Origin of the sequence: Acinetobacter haemolyticus CIP 64.3 = MTCC 9819, assembly GCF_000369065.1 — a bacterium.
Lineage (GTDB): Bacteria > Pseudomonadota > Gammaproteobacteria > Pseudomonadales > Moraxellaceae > Acinetobacter > Acinetobacter haemolyticus.
Genome location: NZ_KB849803.1, coordinates 211,395 through 231,287, shown reverse-complemented (window position 1 = coordinate 231,287; position 19,893 = coordinate 211,395). Strand labels below are relative to the sequence as shown.

The 19,893-nt window shown below is 42.8% G+C and carries 16 protein-coding genes and 5 tRNA genes; 20 read left to right on the top strand and 1 reads right to left on the bottom strand.

Annotation, left to right across the window (positions count from 1 at the left end; translation table 11 throughout):
- The first annotated feature begins 32 nt into the window (after nucleotides 1–32).
- From F927_RS09385 to F927_RS09295, 19 genes are all read left to right on the top strand, one after another.
- Nucleotides 33–641 (top strand): FHA domain-containing protein, encoded by a 609-nt coding sequence (locus F927_RS09385; protein ID WP_026057321.1) that lies wholly within the window; start codon nucleotides 33–35, stop codon nucleotides 639–641.
- A gap of 112 nt (nucleotides 642–753) precedes the next feature.
- Nucleotides 754–1,446: a phosphoglycolate phosphatase gene (locus tag F927_RS09380; protein ID WP_004637634.1), complete on the top strand. Its 693-nt coding sequence runs from the start codon at nucleotides 754–756 to the stop codon at nucleotides 1,444–1,446.
- 82 nt (nucleotides 1,447–1,528) lie between these two features.
- A complete protein-coding gene (gene trpE / locus F927_RS09375; protein ID WP_005083913.1) occupies nucleotides 1,529–3,022 on the top strand; it encodes an anthranilate synthase component I in 1,494 nt (497 codons plus the stop codon).
- A 98-nt stretch (nucleotides 3,023–3,120) separates the two neighbouring features.
- A tRNA-Thr gene (locus F927_RS09370) sits at nucleotides 3,121–3,196 on the top strand.
- A gap of 52 nt (nucleotides 3,197–3,248) precedes the next feature.
- Nucleotides 3,249–3,332: transfer RNA gene (locus tag F927_RS09365), tRNA-Tyr, on the top strand.
- 34 nt (nucleotides 3,333–3,366) lie between these two features.
- Nucleotides 3,367–3,442, top strand: a tRNA-Gly gene (locus F927_RS09360).
- Nucleotides 3,443–3,453: 11 nt separating this feature from the next.
- Nucleotides 3,454–3,528 (top strand) — tRNA-Thr (locus F927_RS09355).
- A 164-nt stretch (nucleotides 3,529–3,692) separates the two neighbouring features.
- Complete coding sequence (tuf, locus tag F927_RS09350) at nucleotides 3,693–4,883, top strand: elongation factor Tu (protein WP_005081540.1); 1,191 nt, start codon at nucleotides 3,693–3,695, stop codon at nucleotides 4,881–4,883.
- A gap of 48 nt (nucleotides 4,884–4,931) precedes the next feature.
- Nucleotides 4,932–5,007: transfer RNA gene (locus F927_RS09345), tRNA-Trp, on the top strand.
- A 76-nt stretch (nucleotides 5,008–5,083) separates the two neighbouring features.
- A complete protein-coding gene (secE, locus tag F927_RS09340) occupies nucleotides 5,084–5,524 on the top strand; it encodes a preprotein translocase subunit SecE (protein WP_004637637.1) in 441 nt (146 codons plus the stop codon).
- Between the two features lie 6 nt (nucleotides 5,525–5,530).
- Nucleotides 5,531–6,064, top strand: coding sequence for a transcription termination/antitermination protein NusG (gene nusG, locus F927_RS09335; protein ID WP_004637638.1), 534 nt, complete (start codon nucleotides 5,531–5,533; stop codon nucleotides 6,062–6,064).
- 111 nt (nucleotides 6,065–6,175) lie between these two features.
- A complete protein-coding gene (gene rplK / locus F927_RS09330) occupies nucleotides 6,176–6,604 on the top strand; it encodes a 50S ribosomal protein L11 (RefSeq protein ID WP_004637639.1) in 429 nt (142 codons plus the stop codon).
- A 3-nt stretch (nucleotides 6,605–6,607) separates the two neighbouring features.
- Complete coding sequence (gene rplA / locus F927_RS09325; protein ID WP_004637640.1) at nucleotides 6,608–7,303, top strand: 50S ribosomal protein L1; 696 nt, start codon at nucleotides 6,608–6,610, stop codon at nucleotides 7,301–7,303.
- A 249-nt stretch (nucleotides 7,304–7,552) separates the two neighbouring features.
- On the top strand, nucleotides 7,553–8,059 hold the full coding sequence (gene rplJ, locus F927_RS09320) for a 50S ribosomal protein L10 (protein ID WP_004876417.1): 507 nt from the start codon (nucleotides 7,553–7,555) through the stop codon (nucleotides 8,057–8,059).
- A 42-nt stretch (nucleotides 8,060–8,101) separates the two neighbouring features.
- A complete protein-coding gene (gene rplL / locus F927_RS09315) occupies nucleotides 8,102–8,473 on the top strand; it encodes a 50S ribosomal protein L7/L12 (protein WP_004637642.1) in 372 nt (123 codons plus the stop codon).
- A 308-nt stretch (nucleotides 8,474–8,781) separates the two neighbouring features.
- The gene (rpoB, locus tag F927_RS09310; protein ID WP_004637643.1) at nucleotides 8,782–12,870 is read left to right on the top strand and encodes a DNA-directed RNA polymerase subunit beta; all 4,089 of its coding nucleotides are present in this window, start codon (nucleotides 8,782–8,784) and stop codon (nucleotides 12,868–12,870) included.
- A gap of 172 nt (nucleotides 12,871–13,042) precedes the next feature.
- The gene (rpoC, locus tag F927_RS09305) at nucleotides 13,043–17,236 is read left to right on the top strand and encodes a DNA-directed RNA polymerase subunit beta' (protein ID WP_004637644.1); all 4,194 of its coding nucleotides are present in this window, start codon (nucleotides 13,043–13,045) and stop codon (nucleotides 17,234–17,236) included.
- 166 nt (nucleotides 17,237–17,402) lie between these two features.
- Nucleotides 17,403–17,768: a hypothetical protein gene (locus tag F927_RS09300; protein WP_004637645.1), complete on the top strand. Its 366-nt coding sequence runs from the start codon at nucleotides 17,403–17,405 to the stop codon at nucleotides 17,766–17,768.
- Between the two features lie 204 nt (nucleotides 17,769–17,972).
- Entirely contained in the window at nucleotides 17,973–18,329 is a 357-nt protein-coding gene (locus F927_RS09295; RefSeq protein ID WP_005083909.1) for a YMGG-like glycine zipper-containing protein, read from the top strand.
- A gap of 76 nt (nucleotides 18,330–18,405) precedes the next feature.
- Here F927_RS09295 and F927_RS09290 read toward each other — a convergent pair whose 3' ends face one another.
- Nucleotides 18,406–18,921, bottom strand: coding sequence for a DUF4442 domain-containing protein (locus F927_RS09290; RefSeq protein ID WP_005083908.1), 516 nt, complete (start codon nucleotides 18,919–18,921; stop codon nucleotides 18,406–18,408).
- A 94-nt stretch (nucleotides 18,922–19,015) separates the two neighbouring features.
- Between F927_RS09290 and F927_RS09285 the strand changes: the two genes are divergently transcribed.
- Nucleotides 19,016–19,888: an alpha/beta fold hydrolase gene (locus F927_RS09285; protein ID WP_005083906.1), complete on the top strand. Its 873-nt coding sequence runs from the start codon at nucleotides 19,016–19,018 to the stop codon at nucleotides 19,886–19,888.
- Nucleotides 19,889–19,893 lie beyond the last annotated feature (5 nt).

Genomic DNA, 19,893 nt, shown 5'->3' with positions numbered 1-19,893 from the left:
TAATCAATAAATCAGGATAAGGGTTGATGTTTATGACTTGGAAACTACAAGCCATTACAGGTGAATTTACGGGGAAAGAACTCACGATTGAACGTGATATGTTGGTAGGGCGTCATCAAGAGGCTGATATTTTATTGCAATCTGCCGATATTTCACGTCGCCATGCTGCTTTGTTGCTTAAGGAACAACAATTGTGGGTGCAAGATCTGAACTCATCAAATGGTACCTTTGTGAATGATGTGCGTATCATTCAAGATACTGAATTGCATGATGGTGATATTTTGCAATTTGCAAGTTTTGTATTTAGCGTACTTGCCCCAGAAACTGAATTACCAGAAATCGAAGTGGAACCAGTAAACACCGTCACGCAAGATCAAGGTATGCCAAGTATTGCAGAAAGAGCTGTTGAAACGCCAATTAGTCGCGATGGTATGCCTCAGCAAGTGGGTATTCCTAAGCCTGCACCGATCCCTGAAGGGGTGAAAGTTGAGGTTTCTGCTGAACCAAAATCAGTGCCTATGCCAGAGCCTGTGTCGCGAGTTGCGCAGGAAAAAGAGCAGCAAACAAATGCTTCAGTGGGTATGATTTCTCTGATTGTGTTGATCATTTTGGCGGTGATCGCTTGGTTGTTCTTTAAATAATTAGACTAAACTTTTACAATCAAGGCATGCTTCTAGTTGCTCTAACATTTTAGTAAAGTGGTGTTGGGGTTTAGTTGAGGGATGCCTTTTTCATTTTATAGGTGGAAATTTAATGTCCATTGCACAGTTACAACGTCGTGATCTTATCTTGTTTGATTTGGATGGAACACTTGTAGATTCTGCTGCTGACTTATATCGTGCAATGAATATTAGTTTGGAAAAATTGCACTTTCCTGTAGTTACTGAAGATCAGATACGAGCATGGGTTGGAAAGGGCGCCGCAAAACTTTGTGAAACAGTCCTTGAATATTTATTTGAGGATGCAAGCCCTCAGCAACATGCGCTCTTGTTAAACACATTCGTTGATGTCTATGCACAAGAGTTATGTGTCAATACTCAGGTATATGAAGGTGTTTTACCTTTCTTGGATTATTGTCAAGCGCATGGGATTATCATGGCATGTGTGACCAATAAACCAGAGCAGTTGGCGAGAGGTATTTTGGATATTTTATCACTTTCATCTTATTTTAAGATGGTGGTTGGTGGTGATACCTTGCCTGAGCGTAAACCTCATCCCTTGCCATTATTGCACTGTATGCAGAGCCAAAATGTTGCTGCCGCACAAACACTAATGATTGGTGATTCAAGTAATGATGTTGAAGCTGCACGACGTGCAGGTATAGATTGTATTGTGGTCAGCTATGGCTATAATCATGGGGAGAATATTTACGATTGCCAACCGCAACAGGTGGTGGATCGTTTGGTGGAACTCGTTGAAGAAGATCAGATCAGGAGACAGGCATGAAAGTAGTTATGGTTTTTCGATGGCGGGCTTGAAAGAGCACTAAAGAAAAAACGCACAGAAATTAAAACCATAGAGAATATCCATGACTACCTTAGTACAATTTGAACAGTTAAAATCAGCCGGCTATAACACCATTCCCGTTTACCGCCAACGTTTAGCCGATACTGAAACCCCACTTTCCGTTTTTGCTCGATTTAAAACACATAAACATGCCTATCTTTTCGAGTCTGTTGAAGGTGGTGAAAATTGGGCGAGATACTCAATGATCGGTTTGGGTGAATCTACGGTTTTCTCATGTAATGCAGGTGTGCTTACCGTTCAGCAAACTGATGGTACCGTTACCCAACAAAATTGTACCGACCCATTTCAATATATTCGCGACTTTCAGCATCAATTTAAAGTACCAAGTAAAAAAGAATTGCCTGAACTACCGAGTTTTACAGGTGGTTTAGTGGGTTATCTGGGTTACGACGCTGTACGCTATATCGAGCCAAAATTAAAAAATGTTCCAGCAGACGATCCTGTGACATTGCCAGACTTATGGTTAATGCTGTCAAAAACAGTGATCGTATTTGATAATTTAAAAGATACTTTATTTTTAATCCATCATGCTGATGCAAATCAAGATGATGCTTATGCGCAAGCACAACAAAAATTGGATCAATTAGAGCAACTGCTTGCAACACCTGTGAGTTTGCAGGCAAAACCGCATACAGCTCCGCACTTTGAGTCGATCACGGGGAAAGAAAAGTTTCTTGAAACGGTGGAAACGGTGAAAGAGTACATTCGTGCTGGTGATGTCATGCAGGTGGTGCCAGGGCAGCGAATGGTGTCTGATTTTGATGGTGAGGCATTACAGGTTTATCGTGCTTTGCGTCATCTCAATCCATCACCGTATCTGTTTTTAGTGCAAGGACGAACGCTTGTTGATGATAAGCCTTTTCATATTGTGGGTTCATCACCTGAAATCCTATCTCGTTTAGAGGATGGGATCGCAACGGTGCGTCCTTTGGCTGGTACACGACCACGTGGTAAGACTAAAGAAGAAGATTTGGCACTCGAGCAAGATTTATTAGCAGACGAAAAAGAGATTGCTGAACATTTGATGTTGATTGATCTGGGTCGTAATGATGTTGGGCGTGTTTCAAAGATTGGAAAAGTCCAAGTCACTGATCGCATGGTAATCGAGCGTTATTCACATGTGATGCATATTGTGTCAAATGTACAAGGTGAAGTGCGTGATGATGTCGATGCTTTAGATGTGTTTAAGGCAACATTTCCCGCAGGAACGCTTTCAGGTGCTCCTAAAATTCGTGCGATGGAAATCATTGATGAGGTTGAGCCTGTAAAACGTGGCGTATTTGGTGGTGCTGTTGGTTATTTAGGTTGGCATGGGGAAATGGACATGTCGATTGCAATTCGTACTTGTGTGATTCGTGATAAAAAGGTTTACGTGCAAGCGGGAGCAGGGTTGGTTGCAGACTCAAATCCTGAATCAGAATGGAATGAAACCCAAATAAAAGCTCGCGCAGTGATCAAAGCGGTTGAATTATCATCAAACGGATTGATTTTATGAGTTTTTAGCGGTTTTTTTAAAAAAACCACTTGCATCGACTCAGAGTTTTGCTAAACTGCACACCGTTCCGATACGAAACGTACGAAACACTAAGAAGCGCCGGCATAGCTCAGTTGGTAGAGCAACTGACTTGTAATCAGTAGGTCCACAGTTCGAATCCGTGTGCCGGCACCATCTTAAGGTTTTGAGTTTAAAGTAAACGAGCTGCACTGTGCAAGTGTGATTTGGTGGGATTCCCGAGCGGTCAAAGGGGGCAGACTGTAACTCTGCTACGAAAGTTTCGAAGGTTCGAATCCTTCTCCCACCACCATATAACTTCGATTGAAGTGGTAAAGTACCAACGCGCGGGAGTAACTCAGTTGGTAGAGTGGCAGCCTTCCAAGCTGCATGTCGCGAGTTCGATCCTCGTCTCCCGCTCCATCGAAGAGATCGCTCTTATAGCTCAGTGGTAGAGCACTCCCTTGGTAAGGGAGAGGTCTCGAGTTCAAATCTCGATAAGAGCTCCAGATATACAGCTTAGTAGAATTTCTACAAGATTTTAAAGAAGCAGGCTATTATAGTCTGCTTTTCAAGTATTAGGTGTCTAGTTTTTTAGGCGAATGTCGATAAAGAAAGTTTTTCAGGGTTGTTTTTCTCTAAACTGGTGTCGACGTAAACGAGGAAAATCAAAATGGCTAAGGCTAAGTTTGAACGTAACAAACCACACGTAAACGTGGGTACAATTGGTCACGTTGACCATGGTAAAACAACTTTAACTGCTGCGATTGCAACAATCTGTGCAAAAACTTACGGCGGTGAAGCGAAAGATTACTCGCAAATCGACTCTGCTCCTGAAGAAAAAGCACGTGGTATTACAATTAATACTTCACACGTAGAATACGATTCTCCAATCCGTCACTACGCTCACGTAGACTGCCCGGGCCACGCCGATTATGTTAAAAACATGATTACTGGTGCTGCTCAGATGGACGGCGCGATCCTTGTATGTGCTGCGACTGATGGTCCAATGCCACAAACTCGTGAACACATCCTTCTTTCACGTCAGGTTGGTGTACCGTACATTATCGTATTCTTGAACAAGTGTGACCTTGTTGATGATGAAGAATTACTTGAATTAGTAGAAATGGAAGTTCGTGAACTTCTTTCTACTTATGACTTCCCAGGTGATGACACTCCAGTAATCCGTGGTTCTGCGCTTAAAGCGTTAGAAGGTGATGCTGGTCAATACGGTGAGTCTTCAGTTCTTGCACTTGTTGAAGCGCTTGATTCTTACATTCCTGAGCCAGAGCGTGCGATCGACAAAGCATTCTTGATGCCAATCGAAGACGTATTCTCAATCTCTGGTCGTGGTACTGTAGTAACAGGCCGTGTTGAGTCTGGTATCGTTAAAGTAGGCGAAGAAGTTGAAATCGTTGGTATTAAAGATACAGTTAAAACAACTGTAACTGGCGTAGAAATGTTCCGTAAACTTCTTGACGAAGGTCGTGCGGGCGAGAACTGTGGTGTTCTTTTACGTGGTACTAAGCGTGAAGACGTACAACGTGGTCAAGTACTTGCTAAACCAGGTTCAATCAAGCCACACACTAAATTCGATGCAGAAGTATACGTACTTTCTAAAGAAGAAGGTGGTCGTCACACTCCATTCCTTAACGGTTACCGTCCACAGTTCTACTTCCGTACAACTGACGTAACTGGCGCGATCAAATTACAAGATGGCGTAGAAATGGTAATGCCTGGTGACAACGTAGAAATGTCAGTAGAGTTAATCCACCCGATCGCAATGGACCCAGGTCTACGTTTTGCGATCCGTGAAGGTGGTCGTACTGTAGGTGCTGGTGTTGTTGCGAAAGTAACTGCATAATAGATTATGAAACTCAAATCGGAAGCTTCGGCTTTCGATTTGCATCATAGGTCAGTAGTTCAATTGGTAGAGCGTCGGTCTCCAAAACCGAATGTTGGGGGTTCGAGTCCCTCCTGACCTGCCACTTTTTTTAAATAAAAACGCTTGATTCTGGCTAAGTTGTCATATAATAAGTCGCGAATTCTACGACGAGTAAAAAAATGTCGAATGATAAATCGCGTGACGCATCGAGCGACGCGCCAATCCCTCAAAGAAATAACGCTGCAGAAATTGTAAGCTCAGGTTCTCCATTAGATGTTGTCTTATGGTTGATTGCATTGACTTTGCTGATTGGTTCAGCAATGGTAAATCAGCATTTACCTGCCTATTGGGCACCAGCAAATGATATTTGGGTGCGCATTGGGGTAATTTTGGCTTGTATCGCGGTCGCTTTAGGTTTATTATACGCCACCCATCAAGGTAAAGGCTTTGTGCGTTTATTGCTAGATGCGCGGATAGAACTACGTCGAGTGGCTTGGCCGACAAAACAAGAGACGATGACCACCTCGTGGCAAGTTCTTGTGGTTGTAATTGTAACAGCAATCGTATTGTGGTGTTTTGATTACGGGTTGGGCTGGTTTATTAAGTTAATTATCGGGTAAGGTGCGATGAAGCGTTGGTATATTATTCATGCCTATTCAGGTTTTGAAAAGCAAGTGATGCGTTCGCTTAATGAACGTATTCAACGTAGCACGGTAGCTGATAGCTTTGGTGAAGTTCTTGTTCCTACTGAAGAAGTAGTTGAAATGAAGGACGGTAAAAAGCGCAAGTCTGAGCGTAAATTCTTTCCTGGCTATGTGCTAGTCGAAATGGAAATGAATGATGATACTTGGCACATCGTGAAAGAGTGTCCGAAAGTTCTTGGTTTTATTGGTGGAACACCAGAAAAACCTGCGCCAATCACTCAGCGTGAAGCTGATGCGATTCTTGCTCGTGTACGTAATCTTGGTGAAGCACCTCGTCCTAAGACGATGTTTGAACCAGGTGAAGAATTGCTCGTTATTGATGGTCCGTTCACTGACTTTAAAGGGGTCGTGGAGGAAGTTCAATACGATAAGTCACGTTTAACGTTGACAATTAATGTATTTAATCGACCTACTCAGGTTGAGCTGGAATTTCGCCAAGTCGAAAAAACAGTTTAATTTGAACTGGTTGAGAAGCGCCCGATTTGATCGGGCATTGTTGTTCTAACACTTCGGTGTTGTTTAATTTTTGGGGAGCCTAGCGGCGCTTGTACCCAGAGGTAATTTTCAATGGCTAAGAAGATTGACGGCTATATCAAGCTGCAAGTTCCAGCTGGTAAAGCAAATCCATCTCCACCAATTGGTCCTGCTTTAGGTCAACGTGGTGTAAACATCATGGCATTCTGTAAAGAATTCAATGCTGCTACACAAAAACTTGAAGTTGGTTTGCCAATTCCTGTCGTGATCACTGTGTACAACGATAAGTCGTTCACATTCATCATGAAAACTCCACCTGCATCTATTCTTCTTAAGAAAGCTGCTGGTATTCAAAAGGGTTCTTCTGTACCAAACAAAACTAAAGTTGGTAAGTTGACTCGTGCTCAATTAGAAGAAATCGCGACTACTAAAGAACCAGACTTAACTGGTGCTGATTTAGACGCTCGTGTGCGCACCATTGCTGGTTCTGCACGTTCTATGGGCTTGGAAGTGGAGCTATAAGACATGGCAAAGTTAACTAAACGTCAAAAAGCCATTGCTGCAGCTGTAGAAGCAAACAAAGTTTACACTTTGGAAGAAGCAGTACAAGTTCTTAACAGCTTACCAGCTGCGAAGTTCAAAGAATCTTTAGATATCGCTGTAAACCTTGGCGTAGACCCACGTAAATCTGATCAGGTTGTTCGTGGTGCGACAACTTTACCAGCAGGTACAGGTAAAACTGTACGTGTTGCAGTTTTTGCTCAAGGCGCTGCTGCTGAAGCTGCGAAAGAAGCAGGTGCTGACGTTGTTGGTTTTGATGACCTTGCTGAAAGCATTCAAGGTGGAAATCTTGACTTTGATGTCGTAATTGCTGCTCCAGATGCAATGCGCGTTGTTGGTAAGTTAGGTACTATTCTTGGTCCACGTGGCTTAATGCCAAACCCTAAAGTGGGTACAGTAACGCCTGACGTTGCTAACGCGGTTAAGAATGCGAAGTCTGGTCAAGCACGTTACCGTGTAGACAAAGCAGGTATCATCCACGCTGCAATCGGTCAGCTTGGTTTTAGCGAAGAAGCAGTACGTCAAAACGTTGAAACTTTAATTGCAGATTTAAAACGCTTAAAGCCTGCAACTTCTAAAGGTGTATACGTTAAAAAGATCACTTTGAGCTCAACTATGGGTCCTGGTTTGATCGTTGATGTAAGCAACGTTTCTAAGTAATTAGACAGAATTTTAAAGCCTTAGACTTTTTCTTTGAAAAAGTCTAAGCAAACTTTGAATTGATAAATGAATATTTATCAGCGTCAAAGACCTCAGGCGAGAAATATTTTCGAATGTTTTTCTTAATCTTCCAGTCTGAGTAGACGCGGTGGTGTGATTTATTCCTCCTCCGCGTGTAAGTCTTAGTCAGACTTACGAATTGGGAGTGCATCTTTTGGGATGCATAAATCACCGTTAGGAGGTTTTACGATGGCTCTTCTTATCGAAGACAAAAAACAGATCGTTGCAGAAGTAAACGAAGTTGCTTCTAAAGCGTTCTCTGCCGTTGTTGCTGACTATCAAGGCTTAACTGTAGAGCAATTAACAACACTTCGTGTTGAAGCTCGTAAGTTAGGTGTTACTACACGTATCGTGCGTAACACTTTGGCTAAGCGTTCATTTGAAGGTACTCAATTTGATATCTTGAATGACGACCTTGTTGGTCCAACAATTCTCGGTTTCTCTACTTCTGAAGACGACATGGGTGCTGCTGCACGCTTGTTCGAAGAATTTGCGAAAACTAATAAAGCATTTGAACTTAAAGCAGCTGCATTTGATGGCAAGCTTTATAAAGGTGCTGAAGTTAGCGTAATTGCAAACCTTCCGAACCAAGAGAAAGCGCTTACTATGCTTGCCTCTGTTCTTCAAGCTCCTATTTCGAAATTGGGTCGCCTCATTACAGCGCTCAAAGAGAAAAACGAGTCAGAAGCGGCTTAATCCTATTTTCACACCATTCAATATCCATTTGGAGTTATTCTCATGGCTTTAACAAACGAAGAAATCTTAAACGCAGTTGCTGAAAAAACAGTTCTTGAACTTGTTGAATTAATTTCTGCTTTCGAAGAAAAATTTAACGTATCTGCTGCTGCTGTAGCTGTAGCTGCTGCTCCAGGTGCTGGCGCTGCTGCTGCTGAAGAACAAACTGAATTCAACGTTGAGTTGACTTCTTTCGGTGCTAACAAAGTTGCTGTAATTAAAGCAGTTCGTGAAGCTACTGGTCTTGGTCTTAAAGAAGCTAAAGATCTTGTTGAAGGCGCTCCTGCTGTTCTTAAAGAAGGCGTTTCTAAAGAAGAAGGCGAAGAACTTAAGAAGAAGCTTGAAGAAGCTGGTGCTACAGTTACACTTAAGTAATGCTGTAGGGAGTCGATTTTTTGAAAATCGGCTCCAAAAAATGGCTGATGGCTCTTGGGTCATCAGCCTTTTTGCGTTACAATAATCGGCTCGTTTTTTGTTAGTTTTGCGTTTTTGACGCATATAATTAGAACAAACGGCTAAATATCAAACGCTTACCAATATTTTTTTGCTTATAAAAATATTGTTAAGCGTTTTAATACCACTAAAAATTGCAGCATTTGTAAACAGTGGTGGCCATATCGGCTTGCGTAATTCCTTCTAAGCCCGTTCTGCAGGCGGCTTAGTTTACTTTCCGAGGACTCCAGATGGCATACTCATATACCGAAAAGAAACGGATTCGTAAGAATTTTGGTAAATTGCCCCACGTAATGGAAGCACCGTACTTACTTTCGATTCAAGTCGATTCGTACCGTACTTTCTTACAAGGTGGCAAAACTCCAAAAAATCGCGAAGATATCGGTCTCCAAGCCGCATTTCGTTCAGTTTTTCCTATTGAAAGTTATTCTGGCAATGCTGCTTTAGAATTTGTTGAGTATAGTCTTGGTAAACCAGAGTTTGACGTACGTGAATGTATTTTACGTGGTTCAACTTATGCGGCACCAATGCGCGTAAAAATTCGTTTGATCATTAAAGATCGCGAAACCAAATCAATTAAAGACGTTCGTGAACAAGAAGTTTACATGGGTGAAATGCCACTCATGACCGATAACGGTACATTCGTTATTAACGGTACTGAGCGTGTAATCGTATCTCAATTACACCGTTCGCCAGGCGTATTCTTTGATCATGACAAGGGTAAGACCCACTCAAGCGGTAAAGTGTTGTATTCAGCACGTATTATCCCTTACCGTGGTTCATGGTTAGATTTCGAATTTGATGCTAAAGATTTAGTATTCGTACGTATTGACCGTCGTCGTAAATTATTGGCGACTGTGATTTTACGTGCTTTAAATTATACCAATGAGCAAATCCTGAATTTGTTCTACGAAAAAGTACCTGTCTATTTAGATATGGGCAGCTATCAAATTGATCTCGTTCCAGATCGCCTACGTGGTGAGATGGCGCAATTTGATATCTTAGATAACGATGGCAAAGCGATTGTTGAACAAGGCAAACGTATTAATGCACGTCACGTACGTCAAATGGAAGCAGCGAACTTAGCGAAGCTTTCAGTACCTGATGAATACTTGTATGAGCGTATTACAGCTGAAGATATCACATTGAAAGATGGTGATGTAATTCCTGCAAATACGGTGCTTAGCCATGAAGTGATGGTGAAAATCGCTGAAGGCGGCGTGAAACAGTTTAATATTCTGTTCACCAACGATATCGATCGTGGTCCTTTCGTTGCGGATACTTTACGTGCAGATACAACAACAGGTCGTGAAGAAGCACTTGTTGAAATCTATAAAGTCATGCGTCCAGGTGAGCCGCCAACGAAAGAAGCTGCTGAAAACTTATTTAATAACTTGTTCTTCTCTTCTGAGCGTTATGACCTGTCTCCAGTGGGTCGTATGAAGTTCAACCGTCGTTTGGGTCGTCCTTACGAAGTGGGTACTGATCAGAAGTCTCGTGAAGTTGAAGGTATTTTATCACACGACGATATCATTGATGTACTTCGTACATTGGTGGAAATCCGTAACGGTAAAGGTGAAGTCGATGATATCGATCACTTAGGTAACCGGCGTGTACGTTCTGTTGGCGAAATGACAGAAAACCAATTCCGTGTTGGTTTAGTGCGTGTTGAACGTGCTGTTAAAGAGCGTTTAAGCCAAGCAGAAACTGATAACTTGTCTCCACAAGATTTAATCAACGCGAAACCAGTTGCTGCTGCAATCAAAGAGTTCTTTGGTTCAAGCCAGTTATCTCAGTTCATGGACCAAAACAACCCATTGTCTGAGATTACACACAAACGTCGTGTATCTGCACTTGGTCCTGGGGGTTTGACACGTGAACGCGCGGGCTTCGAAGTACGTGACGTACATCAAACTCACTATGGTCGTGTTTGTCCGATTGAAACGCCTGAAGGTCCAAACATTGGTTTGATCAACTCGCTTTCTGTTTATGCAAAAGCAAATGACTTCGGTTTCTTGGAAACACCATACCGTAAAGTTGTCGATGGTCGTGTAACTGATGATGTTGAATATTTATCTGCAATTGAAGAAGTAGGGACTGTCATTGCACAAGCCGACTCTGCAGTTGATAAAGATGGTAATTTAACTGAAGAAATGGTTTCTGTGCGTCATCAAGGTGAATTCGTACGTATGTCGCCTGAACGCGTAACGCATATGGACGTTTCTGCACAGCAGGTAGTATCAGTTGCGGCATCATTGATTCCATTCCTTGAACACGATGATGCGAACCGTGCATTGATGGGTTCGAACATGCAACGTCAGGCTGTTCCTACATTACGTGCTGACAAGCCGCTTGTTGGTACAGGTATGGAAGCGAACGTAGCGCGCGACTCGGGTGTGTGTGTGATCGCAAACCGTGGTGGTGCGATTGAGTATGTAGATGCATCTCGTATCGTTATTCGTGTCAACGAAGATGAAATGATTGCGGGTGAAGCAGGTGTAGATATCTATAACCTGATCAAATATACACGTTCAAACCAGAACACATGTATTAACCAGAATGTCATCGTGAACTTGGGCGACAAAGTTGCTCGTGGTGATATCTTGGCTGACGGTCCTTCGACTGACATGGGTGAACTTGCGCTGGGTCAAAACATGCGCGTCGCGTTCATGACATGGAACGGTTATAACTATGAAGACTCGATTTTACTTTCTGAGCGTGTTCTTCAAGAAGATCGTTTAACGTCGATTCACATTCAAGAATTGTCATGTGTAGCACGTGATACTAAGTTAGGTGCAGAAGAAATTACTGCCGATATTCCTAACGTTGGTGAAGCAGCACTGTCTAAATTGGATGAGTCAGGTATTGTTTATATCGGTGCTGAAGTGACTGCGGGTGATATCCTAGTTGGTAAGGTAACGCCTAAAGGTGAAACTCAGTTAACACCTGAAGAAAAATTACTTCGCGCAATCTTTGGTGAAAAAGCGGCAGACGTAAAAGATTCATCTTTGCGTGTTCCGTCTGGTACCAAAGGAACAGTGATTGACGTTCAAGTCTTCACACGTGATGGTTTAGAAAAGGACGAGCGTGCGCAAGCAATTGAGAAAGCTCAACTTGATGCATACCGTAAAGACTTGAAAGAAGAATACAAAATCTTCGAAGAAGCAGCACGTGAACGTATTGTTCGCTTGTTGAAAGGTCAAGAGTCAAATGGTGGCGGTACAACTAAGCGCGGCGATAAACTCTCAGAAGATGTATTGTCTGGTTTAGAGCTTGTTGATTTACTTGAAATCCAACCAGCTGATGAAGCGATTGCTGAACGTTTAACGCAAATTCAAGTGTTCTTGAAAGAGAAGAGCATCGAAATCGATGAGAAATTTGCAGAGAAGAAGCGTAAGCTTTCTACAGGTGATGAATTAACAACGGGTGTATTAAAAGTTGTTAAGGTTTACCTTGCGGTTAAGCGTCGTATTCAGCCTGGTGATAAGATGGCGGGTCGTCACGGTAACAAGGGTGTGGTATCAAATATCTTACCTGTAGAAGACATGCCGCATGATATTCACGGTGTGCCAGTTGATATCGTATTGAACCCATTGGGTGTACCATCACGTATGAACGTGGGTCAGATTCTTGAAACTCACTTGGGTATGGCGGCAAAAGGTCTGGGTGAGCAAATTGATAAGATGCTCCAACAGCAACGTACGATTGCTGAATTGCGTGCGTTCCTCGACAAGATTTACAACAAAGTTGGTGGCGAACAAGAAGATCTTGATAGCTTAACCGACGAAGAAGTTTTAAAACTTGCAGGTAACCTGCGTGCAGGTGTGCCTTTGGCGACACCAGTATTTGATGGTGCTGAAGAAAGTCAAATTAAAGAGTTACTTGAGCTTGCTGAATTGCCACGTACTGGTCAAACCGTATTGTTTGATGGTCGTACTGGTGAACAGTTTGATCGTCCTGTAACTGTCGGTTATATGTACATGCTCAAATTGAACCACTTGGTTGATGACAAGATGCATGCGCGTTCAACTGGTTCTTACTCACTAGTGACACAACAGCCGCTTGGTGGTAAAGCACAATTCGGTGGTCAGCGTTTCGGTGAGATGGAAGTATGGGCACTTGAAGCATACGGTGCAGCATATACGCTTCAAGAAATGCTTACTGTGAAGTCGGATGACGTTGAAGGTCGTACACGCATCTATAAGAATATTGTAGATGGTAACCATTATATGGATCCGGGTATGCCTGAATCGTTCAACGTATTGACCAAAGAGATCCGTTCTTTAGGTATCAACATTGAACTGAAAAATGGTGACTAATTAGCCATTAATCCCCCCTCAGCCCCCTTTATGAAAGGGGGAGTTCCCACTCGAAAGAGTAGGGGCTTCCCTCCTCAGAAAAAGGAGGGACTGAGGGAGGATTATTCAGTTAAAAAACAATATTTGTGACCCAGTTGAGTGAGTGTAGCTCCTCGACACACGGAGAAAAAAATTGAAAGACTTGCTCGATATCATGCGTAAGAAAACGGATTCAGAAGGTCATGCACCCGTTGAATTTGACCGTATCCGTATTGGTCTTGCGTCGCCAGAGATGATTAAGTCATGGTCTCACGGTGAAGTTAAAAAGCCTGAAACCATTAACTACCGTACTTTTAAACCTGAACGTGACGGTTTGTTCTGTGCCAAAATTTTTGGTCCAGTAAAAGATTACGAATGCTTGTGTGGTAAATACAAGCGTATGAAATACAAAGGCGTCATTTGTGAAAAATGTGGCGTTGAAGTTACAACAGCAAAAGTTCGTCGTGAGCGTATGGGTCATATTGACCTTGCATCACCAGTTGCACATATTTGGTTCTTGAAATCATTACCGAGCCGTATCGGTTTACTTCTTGATATGACATTACGTGATATCGAGCGTGTATTGTATTTCGAATCTTATGTTGTTACTGATCCTGGTATGACTCCGTTTGAAAAGTATCAACTTTTAACAGACGAAGAATACTACAATGCACTTGAAGAACACGGTGATGAATTCACTGCGAAAATGGGTGCAGAAGCAGTTCAGGATTTATTAAAAGATATCGATCTTGAAGCTGAGATTGCTCGTTTACGTGAAGAAATTCCGCAAACAACTTCTGAGACGAAACTTAAAAAAGCGTCTAAGCGTTTGAAGTTGATGGAAGCATTCAAAGATTCGAACAATAAGCCTGAATGGATGGTGATGAACGTACTTCCTGTACTTCCACCAGACTTACGTCCGCTTGTACCACTTGAAGGTGGTCGTTTCGCGACTTCAGACTTGAACGATTTATATCGTCGTGTGATCAACCGTAACAACCGTTTGAAGCGCCTTCTCGACCTTGCTGCGCCAGACATCATCGTACGTAACGAAAAACGTATGTTACAAGAGTCTGTTGATGCGTTGCTTGATAATGGTCGTCGTGGTCGTGCGATTACAGGTTCGAACAAACGTCCATTGAAATCTTTGGCAGATATGATCAAAGGTAAACAAGGTCGTTTCCGTCAAAACTTGTTAGGTAAGCGTGTTGACTATTCTGGTCGTTCGGTAATTACTGTAGGTCCTACTTTACGTCTGCATCAATGTGGTCTTCCGAAGAAGATGGCACTTGAATTATTCAAGCCATTTATTTTCGCGAAACTACAAGCCTCTGGCCAAGCAACAACCATTAAAGCTGCGAAGAAAATGGTTGAGCGTGAGACGCCAGAAGTTTGGGACGTTCTTGCTTCCGTGATTCGTCAACATCCAGTGATGTTGAACCGTGCGCCAACACTTCACCGTTTGGGTCTTCAAGCGTTTGAACCTATTCTGATCGAAGGTAAGGCGATCCGTCTTCACCCACTCGTATGTGCTGCGTTTAACGCCGACTTCGATGGTGACCAAATGGCGGTACACGTTCCATTGACATTGGAAGCGCAGCTTGAAGCTCGTGCATTGATGATGTCAACAAACAACATCTTGTCACCTGCAAATGGTGAACCAATCATCGTTCCTTCTCAGGACGTTGTATTGGGTCTTTACTACATCACACGTGATGCAGTAAATGCCAAGGGTGAAGGCATGGTGTTTGCGGATACTCACGAAGTAAACCGCGCATTGGCAACGGGTAAAGTAGCGATTCACGCACGTGTAAAAGTACGTGTACACCAAACTGTAATTGATGAAAATGGTGAGCGTGAACAACAAACAATTATTGTTGATACGACACCTGGTCGTTGCTTGTTGTGGGAAGTTGTTCCACAAGGTTTAAGCTTCGATATGATCAACCTTGAGATGACCAAGAAAAACATCTCGAAGTTAATCAACTCTTGCTACCGTAAGCTTGGTTTGAAAGACACTGTTATCTTCGCTGACCAATTGATGTATTTGGGTTTCCGTCAAGCGACGCGCTCAGGTGTATCTGTTGGTATGGAAGACATGTTAATTCCACCAACTAAACAAGTTATTATTGACAAGGCAGAAACAGAAGTTCGTGAAATCGAACAACAGTTTGAGCAAGGTTTCGTAACTGCTGGTGAGCGTTATAACAAAGTGGTCGATATTTGGGCGCGTACCAATGACCAAGTTGCTAAAGCGATGATGGATAACTTGTCTTATACACTTGTTAAAAACAAACAAGGTGAAGATGAGAAGCAGAAATCATTCAACAGTATCTACATGATGTCTGACTCAGGTGCCCGTGGTTCGGCAGCTCAGATTCGTCAGCTTGCAGGTATGCGTGGTTTGATGGCGAAACCAGACGGTTCGATTATTGAAACCCCAATTAAAGCAAACTTCCGTGAAGGTTTGACAGTACTTCAGTACTTCATCTCGACACACGGTGCACGTAAAGGTTTGGCCGATACGGCATTGAAAACAGCAAACTCTGGTTACTTGACTCGTCGTCTTGTAGACGTAGCGCAAGACTTGGTAATTACTGAACCTGACTGTGGTACAGCAGGTGGTTTAGTGATGACTCCGTTCATTCAGGGTGGTGATGTCATCGAGCCATTACGTGACCGTGTATTAGGTCGTGTAACAGCTGAAGATGTACGTCGTGCTTCTGATGATGAAGTAGTATTACCTCGTGGTACGCTCATAGACGAGAAAATCGCTGCTCAGCTTGAAGAAGCGGGTGTCGATGAAGTTAAAGTACGTTCTGTAATCGCTTGTGAATCTACATTCGGTGTGTGTGCACGTTGTTATGGTCGTGACCTTGCACGTGGTCACTTGGTAAATCCAGGTGAGTCTGTGGGTGTTATGGCTGCGCAGTCAATTGGTGAGCCAGGTACACAGTTAACGATGCGTACCTTCCACGTCGGTGGTGCTGCGAGCCGAACTTCTGCTGCGAACAGTGTTCAAGTTCGTAACAAAGGTACTGTACGTTTCCACAACGTGAAAACTGTACAGCATGCCAAAGGTCACTTAGTGTCAGTTTCGCGTTCAGGCGAAATTGGTATTGCGGATGACTTAGGTCGTGAGCGTGAGCGTTATAAGCTTCCTTATGGTGCAAGCATCTTAATCAAAGATGGTGAGTCTGTAGAAGCTGGTGGTATCGTAGCGACTTGGGATCCACATACCCATCCACTTGTTACTGAGGTTGCAGGTAAAGCACGTTTCAGCCAGATCGCTGATGGCGTAACTGCGACATCGAAAACTGATGATGCAACAGGTATGACCACTGTTGAAATCTTGCCTGTAACAGCGCGTCCTGCTTCTGGTAAAGATTTACGTCCTGCAATCGTGTTGGATACAACTGATGGCGGTGAACAGTTCTACTTCTTGCCACAGAACACAATCGTAACAGTCCGTGATGGCGAAACGATTGGTGTGGGTGACGTTATTGGTCGTGTACCACAAGAAACTTCACGTACGCGTGATATTACCGGTGGTCTTCCACGTGTAGCTGACTTGTTCGAAGCACGTAAGCCGAAAGAACATGCGATCCTTGCAGAAGTATCAGGTGTTGTAAGCTTCGGTAAAGAAACCAAAGGTAAGAACCGTTTAGTGATTACACCGGATGACGGTTCAGAGATCTACGAAGAATTGATTCCTAAATGGCGTCAAATCAACGTGTTCGAAGGTGAGCATGTAAACCGTGGTGAAACCATTTCTGATGGTCCACAAAACCCACATGACATTTTACGTTTGAAAGGTGAAGTGGCGTTAACGAACTACATCGTGAACGAAGTTCAAGACGTTTACCGTCTCCAAGGTGTAAAAATCAACGATAAGCATATTGAAGTTGTTGTACGTCAAATGTTGCGTAAAGTTGATATTACTGATGGCGGCGATACAAGCTTCATCAAAGGTGAGCAAGTGGATTACATCCGCGTTGTTCAAGAGAACCAAGCTGTGTTGGCTCAGAACAAGTTCCCAGCGAAGTTTGAACGTCAGTTAATGGGTATTACCAAAGCATCGCTGTCTACTGACTCGTTCATCTCTGCTGCATCGTTCCAGGAAACCACACGTGTGTTAACTGAAGCGGCTGTAACAGGTAAAGAAGATGACTTACGTGGCTTGAAAGAAAACGTTGTTGTGGGTCGCTTGATCCCAGCGGGTACAGGTCTTGCGTATCACTTAGAGCGTCGTCGTCAAGAAGCAGAAGCTGCTGAATTTGAACTTCATAATGATTTTAGTGAAGTTGACCAAGCATTTAGTCAAGCGTTGAACTCAGACCAGTTCTAAGTCTTAACGAATTAAAAAGGCACCTTCGGGTGCCTTTTTTAATGGAGAAAATACGAGCAAAATATTACAAAAAAAGGGTATAGCACTCGCATTTGGTTACTTGATCTGAGTAAAAGCTTCATCAAAGCATATTATTCTAGCGGCATATAAAAGCGGAGTATTTCAAATGAAAAAAATGATGATTCTAATGGGTGCGGTATTGATGTCATCGACAATCTTAGCGGGTTGTCAACATGCAAGTCCAGAAAGTAAACGTATTGGTGCTGCTGCAATTGGCGGTGGTGCAGGTGGTGCTGTAGGTAAAAATCTAGGTGGTAATTTAGGTGCAGGTCTTGGTGCTGCTGTAGGAGCTGGTGTTGCTGCGAATACGAAAGGTGCGAACAGTAAGAATACGCGTAATAGTGCAATAGGTGCTGGCGTAGGTGCATGGTTGGGTGGCGCAGTATTAGGTGGTGAAGCTGGTGCTGCAACAGGTGGTGCGCTAGGTGGTAGTGCTGGTGCAGCTTATGGTGAGAAAAAAGGTAAGTACTAATATCGGCTCAGTACTGCTTAAATAATTCAAAAGCTCTTATGATGATAAGGGCTTTTTCAGTTTTGCTTTTAGTGATGTGATCATCAAGGCAACGACTTTACAAAATATCAATCGATTGGGACAGACTGGTAACACAATGTGATCAAATTCCCCATAAAAGAAGATTATGCTTTTCAGTAGAGCATAAAAGGAGTGAGTACGATCATGAAAAAAACAATCGGTTTAGTATCTACTTTAATGTTATCGGCGGTGATGTTTGCAGGCTGTCAAAATATGAGTGCATCTGATCAGCGTATTGGTGCAGCAGCGTTAGGCGGAGCAGTTGGTGGCGGCGTAGGTAACCATGTCGGTGGCGGTTTGGGTGCAGGTGTTGGTGCCGCAGCAGGCGCAGGTGTTGGTGCAAATGCTAAAGGTGGTAGTAGCAGTACAACCACGAGCAGTGCAGTCGGTGCTGGTATTGGCTCAGTGGTTGGAAAAGCAATTTTTGGTGGTGACTCAGGTGCTGCGATTGGTGGTGCAATCGGTGGTGGTGCTGGTGCTGCTATCCAAGAAAAGAAATAGTGTTGAGCATATATCTACACTTTACGAGAGCTAAGAAAATGCCTGAAAAAATAAATTTCAGGCATTTTGTTTTGAATCAGTGTTGGTTTGAACTGCCTTTGGGTTTTTTACGTCGAATATAAAGTACTTTTTCGACTTCTGCGATTCGTGTACCTGCCTCATCAATGATATTCAAAGTGTAATGTCTATAGACTGGTTCATAATTTGCGGTCAGGCGTTTAATTTCCGCAATTTCATCGGCACTCAATTCTATGTCTGCATACACCGTATTTCTACCTGGAGAGAGGAAATTAATCGAGGCACTTTTATCCCACACAATATATTTGTGACCTAGATGATGCATCAGAAGAAGCATATAAAATGGGTCAACCATTGAATAAAGACTGCCTCCGAAGTGTGTACCTACGATATTACGATTTTTTCGTGTCAGTGGCATTTTGACGCGAATAAAATAGTTCTCTAGGTCGATGGTGTCTATCGCGATACCTGCACCACGATAAGGTGAATAATGGTTGATGATAAATTTAGACACAACTGGAATGGTGCGAATTTTTTTGAAAAAGGCTTTCATGGTCAATTTTTTTTCTTGCAACTCTATTCATACTCCATAAGTATCATTTTTATTGCATCACTGGCAATGGCTGTTTTATGACCAAGCCACTTAAAAAACAAAATGGGAAAAAGTTATGCAAGTACAAGTAAAAACAGTGACCACATCTGACCAACAAACCTTATGTGTTAAAACATGGGGAGATCAGAAAAAGACACCATTGGTTTTGGTGCATGGATATCCAGATAACCAAGAAGTTTGGGAACCGATCATCGAGAAATTAGTAAATGATTACTTTGTTGTAACTTATGACGTACGTGGTGCGGGCTTATCGTCAATTCCAAAACGTATTAAAGATTATCGTTTGCCGCGCTTATCTTTGGATCTACAAGAAGTGGTTGATCAAGTTTTACCAAACCGCAATTTCCACATGGCAGCACATGATTGGGGATCTTTACAGTCATGGGAATCAGCAACTGAGCCGAAACTCAAAGGGCGTTTGTTGTCTTATACAACGATTTCAGGGCCTTGTTTAGATCATGCATCTTTATATTTACGTGAAAAATTCAAATCCGCACCAAGCAATGTTTTGAAAATGTTAACGAAATCTTGGTATATCGGCGCATTCCATTTACCTTTGCTTGCCCCGACCGTATGGACATTTTTTAGCCCAGAAAGATGGGGGAAAATCTTGAGTGGTCTTGAGAAGAAGCAAGGTTTACCATTAAATGCAAATATTGTTGCGGATGGTAAATATGGAATTAATTTGTATCGTGCTAACTTTATTCCATCCTTAACTCAGCCACGTCAGCGCTATGCACAATGTCCTGTTCAGGCAATTGTATTACGTCGTGATGCCTTTGTAAGTCCAGAATACATTACTGAATCAATGCCAAAATGGGTTGAAAATTTTGAGTATGTAGAGTTGGATGCAAATCACTGGGCGGTACTGAGTCAACCTGAAAAAATTGCGGATTATATTCGTCAATTTATCGTGAAAAATGCATAAATAAA

Coding starts and splice junctions, on each gene's coding strand:
- F927_RS09385 (WP_026057321.1), top strand. CDS start 33: ATGACTTGGAAACTACAAGCCATTACAGGTGAATTTACGGGGAAAGAA.
- F927_RS09380 (WP_004637634.1), top strand. CDS start 754: ATGTCCATTGCACAGTTACAACGTCGTGATCTTATCTTGTTTGATTTG.
- trpE (WP_005083913.1), top strand. CDS start 1,529: ATGACTACCTTAGTACAATTTGAACAGTTAAAATCAGCCGGCTATAAC.
- tuf (WP_005081540.1), top strand. CDS start 3,693: ATGGCTAAGGCTAAGTTTGAACGTAACAAACCACACGTAAACGTGGGT.
- secE (WP_004637637.1), top strand. CDS start 5,084: ATGTCGAATGATAAATCGCGTGACGCATCGAGCGACGCGCCAATCCCT.
- nusG (WP_004637638.1), top strand. CDS start 5,531: ATGAAGCGTTGGTATATTATTCATGCCTATTCAGGTTTTGAAAAGCAA.
- rplK (WP_004637639.1), top strand. CDS start 6,176: ATGGCTAAGAAGATTGACGGCTATATCAAGCTGCAAGTTCCAGCTGGT.
- rplA (WP_004637640.1), top strand. CDS start 6,608: ATGGCAAAGTTAACTAAACGTCAAAAAGCCATTGCTGCAGCTGTAGAA.
- rplJ (WP_004876417.1), top strand. CDS start 7,553: ATGGCTCTTCTTATCGAAGACAAAAAACAGATCGTTGCAGAAGTAAAC.
- rplL (WP_004637642.1), top strand. CDS start 8,102: ATGGCTTTAACAAACGAAGAAATCTTAAACGCAGTTGCTGAAAAAACA.
- rpoB (WP_004637643.1), top strand. CDS start 8,782: ATGGCATACTCATATACCGAAAAGAAACGGATTCGTAAGAATTTTGGT.
- F927_RS09300 (WP_004637645.1), top strand. CDS start 17,403: ATGAAAAAAATGATGATTCTAATGGGTGCGGTATTGATGTCATCGACA.
- F927_RS09295 (WP_005083909.1), top strand. CDS start 17,973: ATGAAAAAAACAATCGGTTTAGTATCTACTTTAATGTTATCGGCGGTG.
- F927_RS09285 (WP_005083906.1), top strand. CDS start 19,016: ATGCAAGTACAAGTAAAAACAGTGACCACATCTGACCAACAAACCTTA.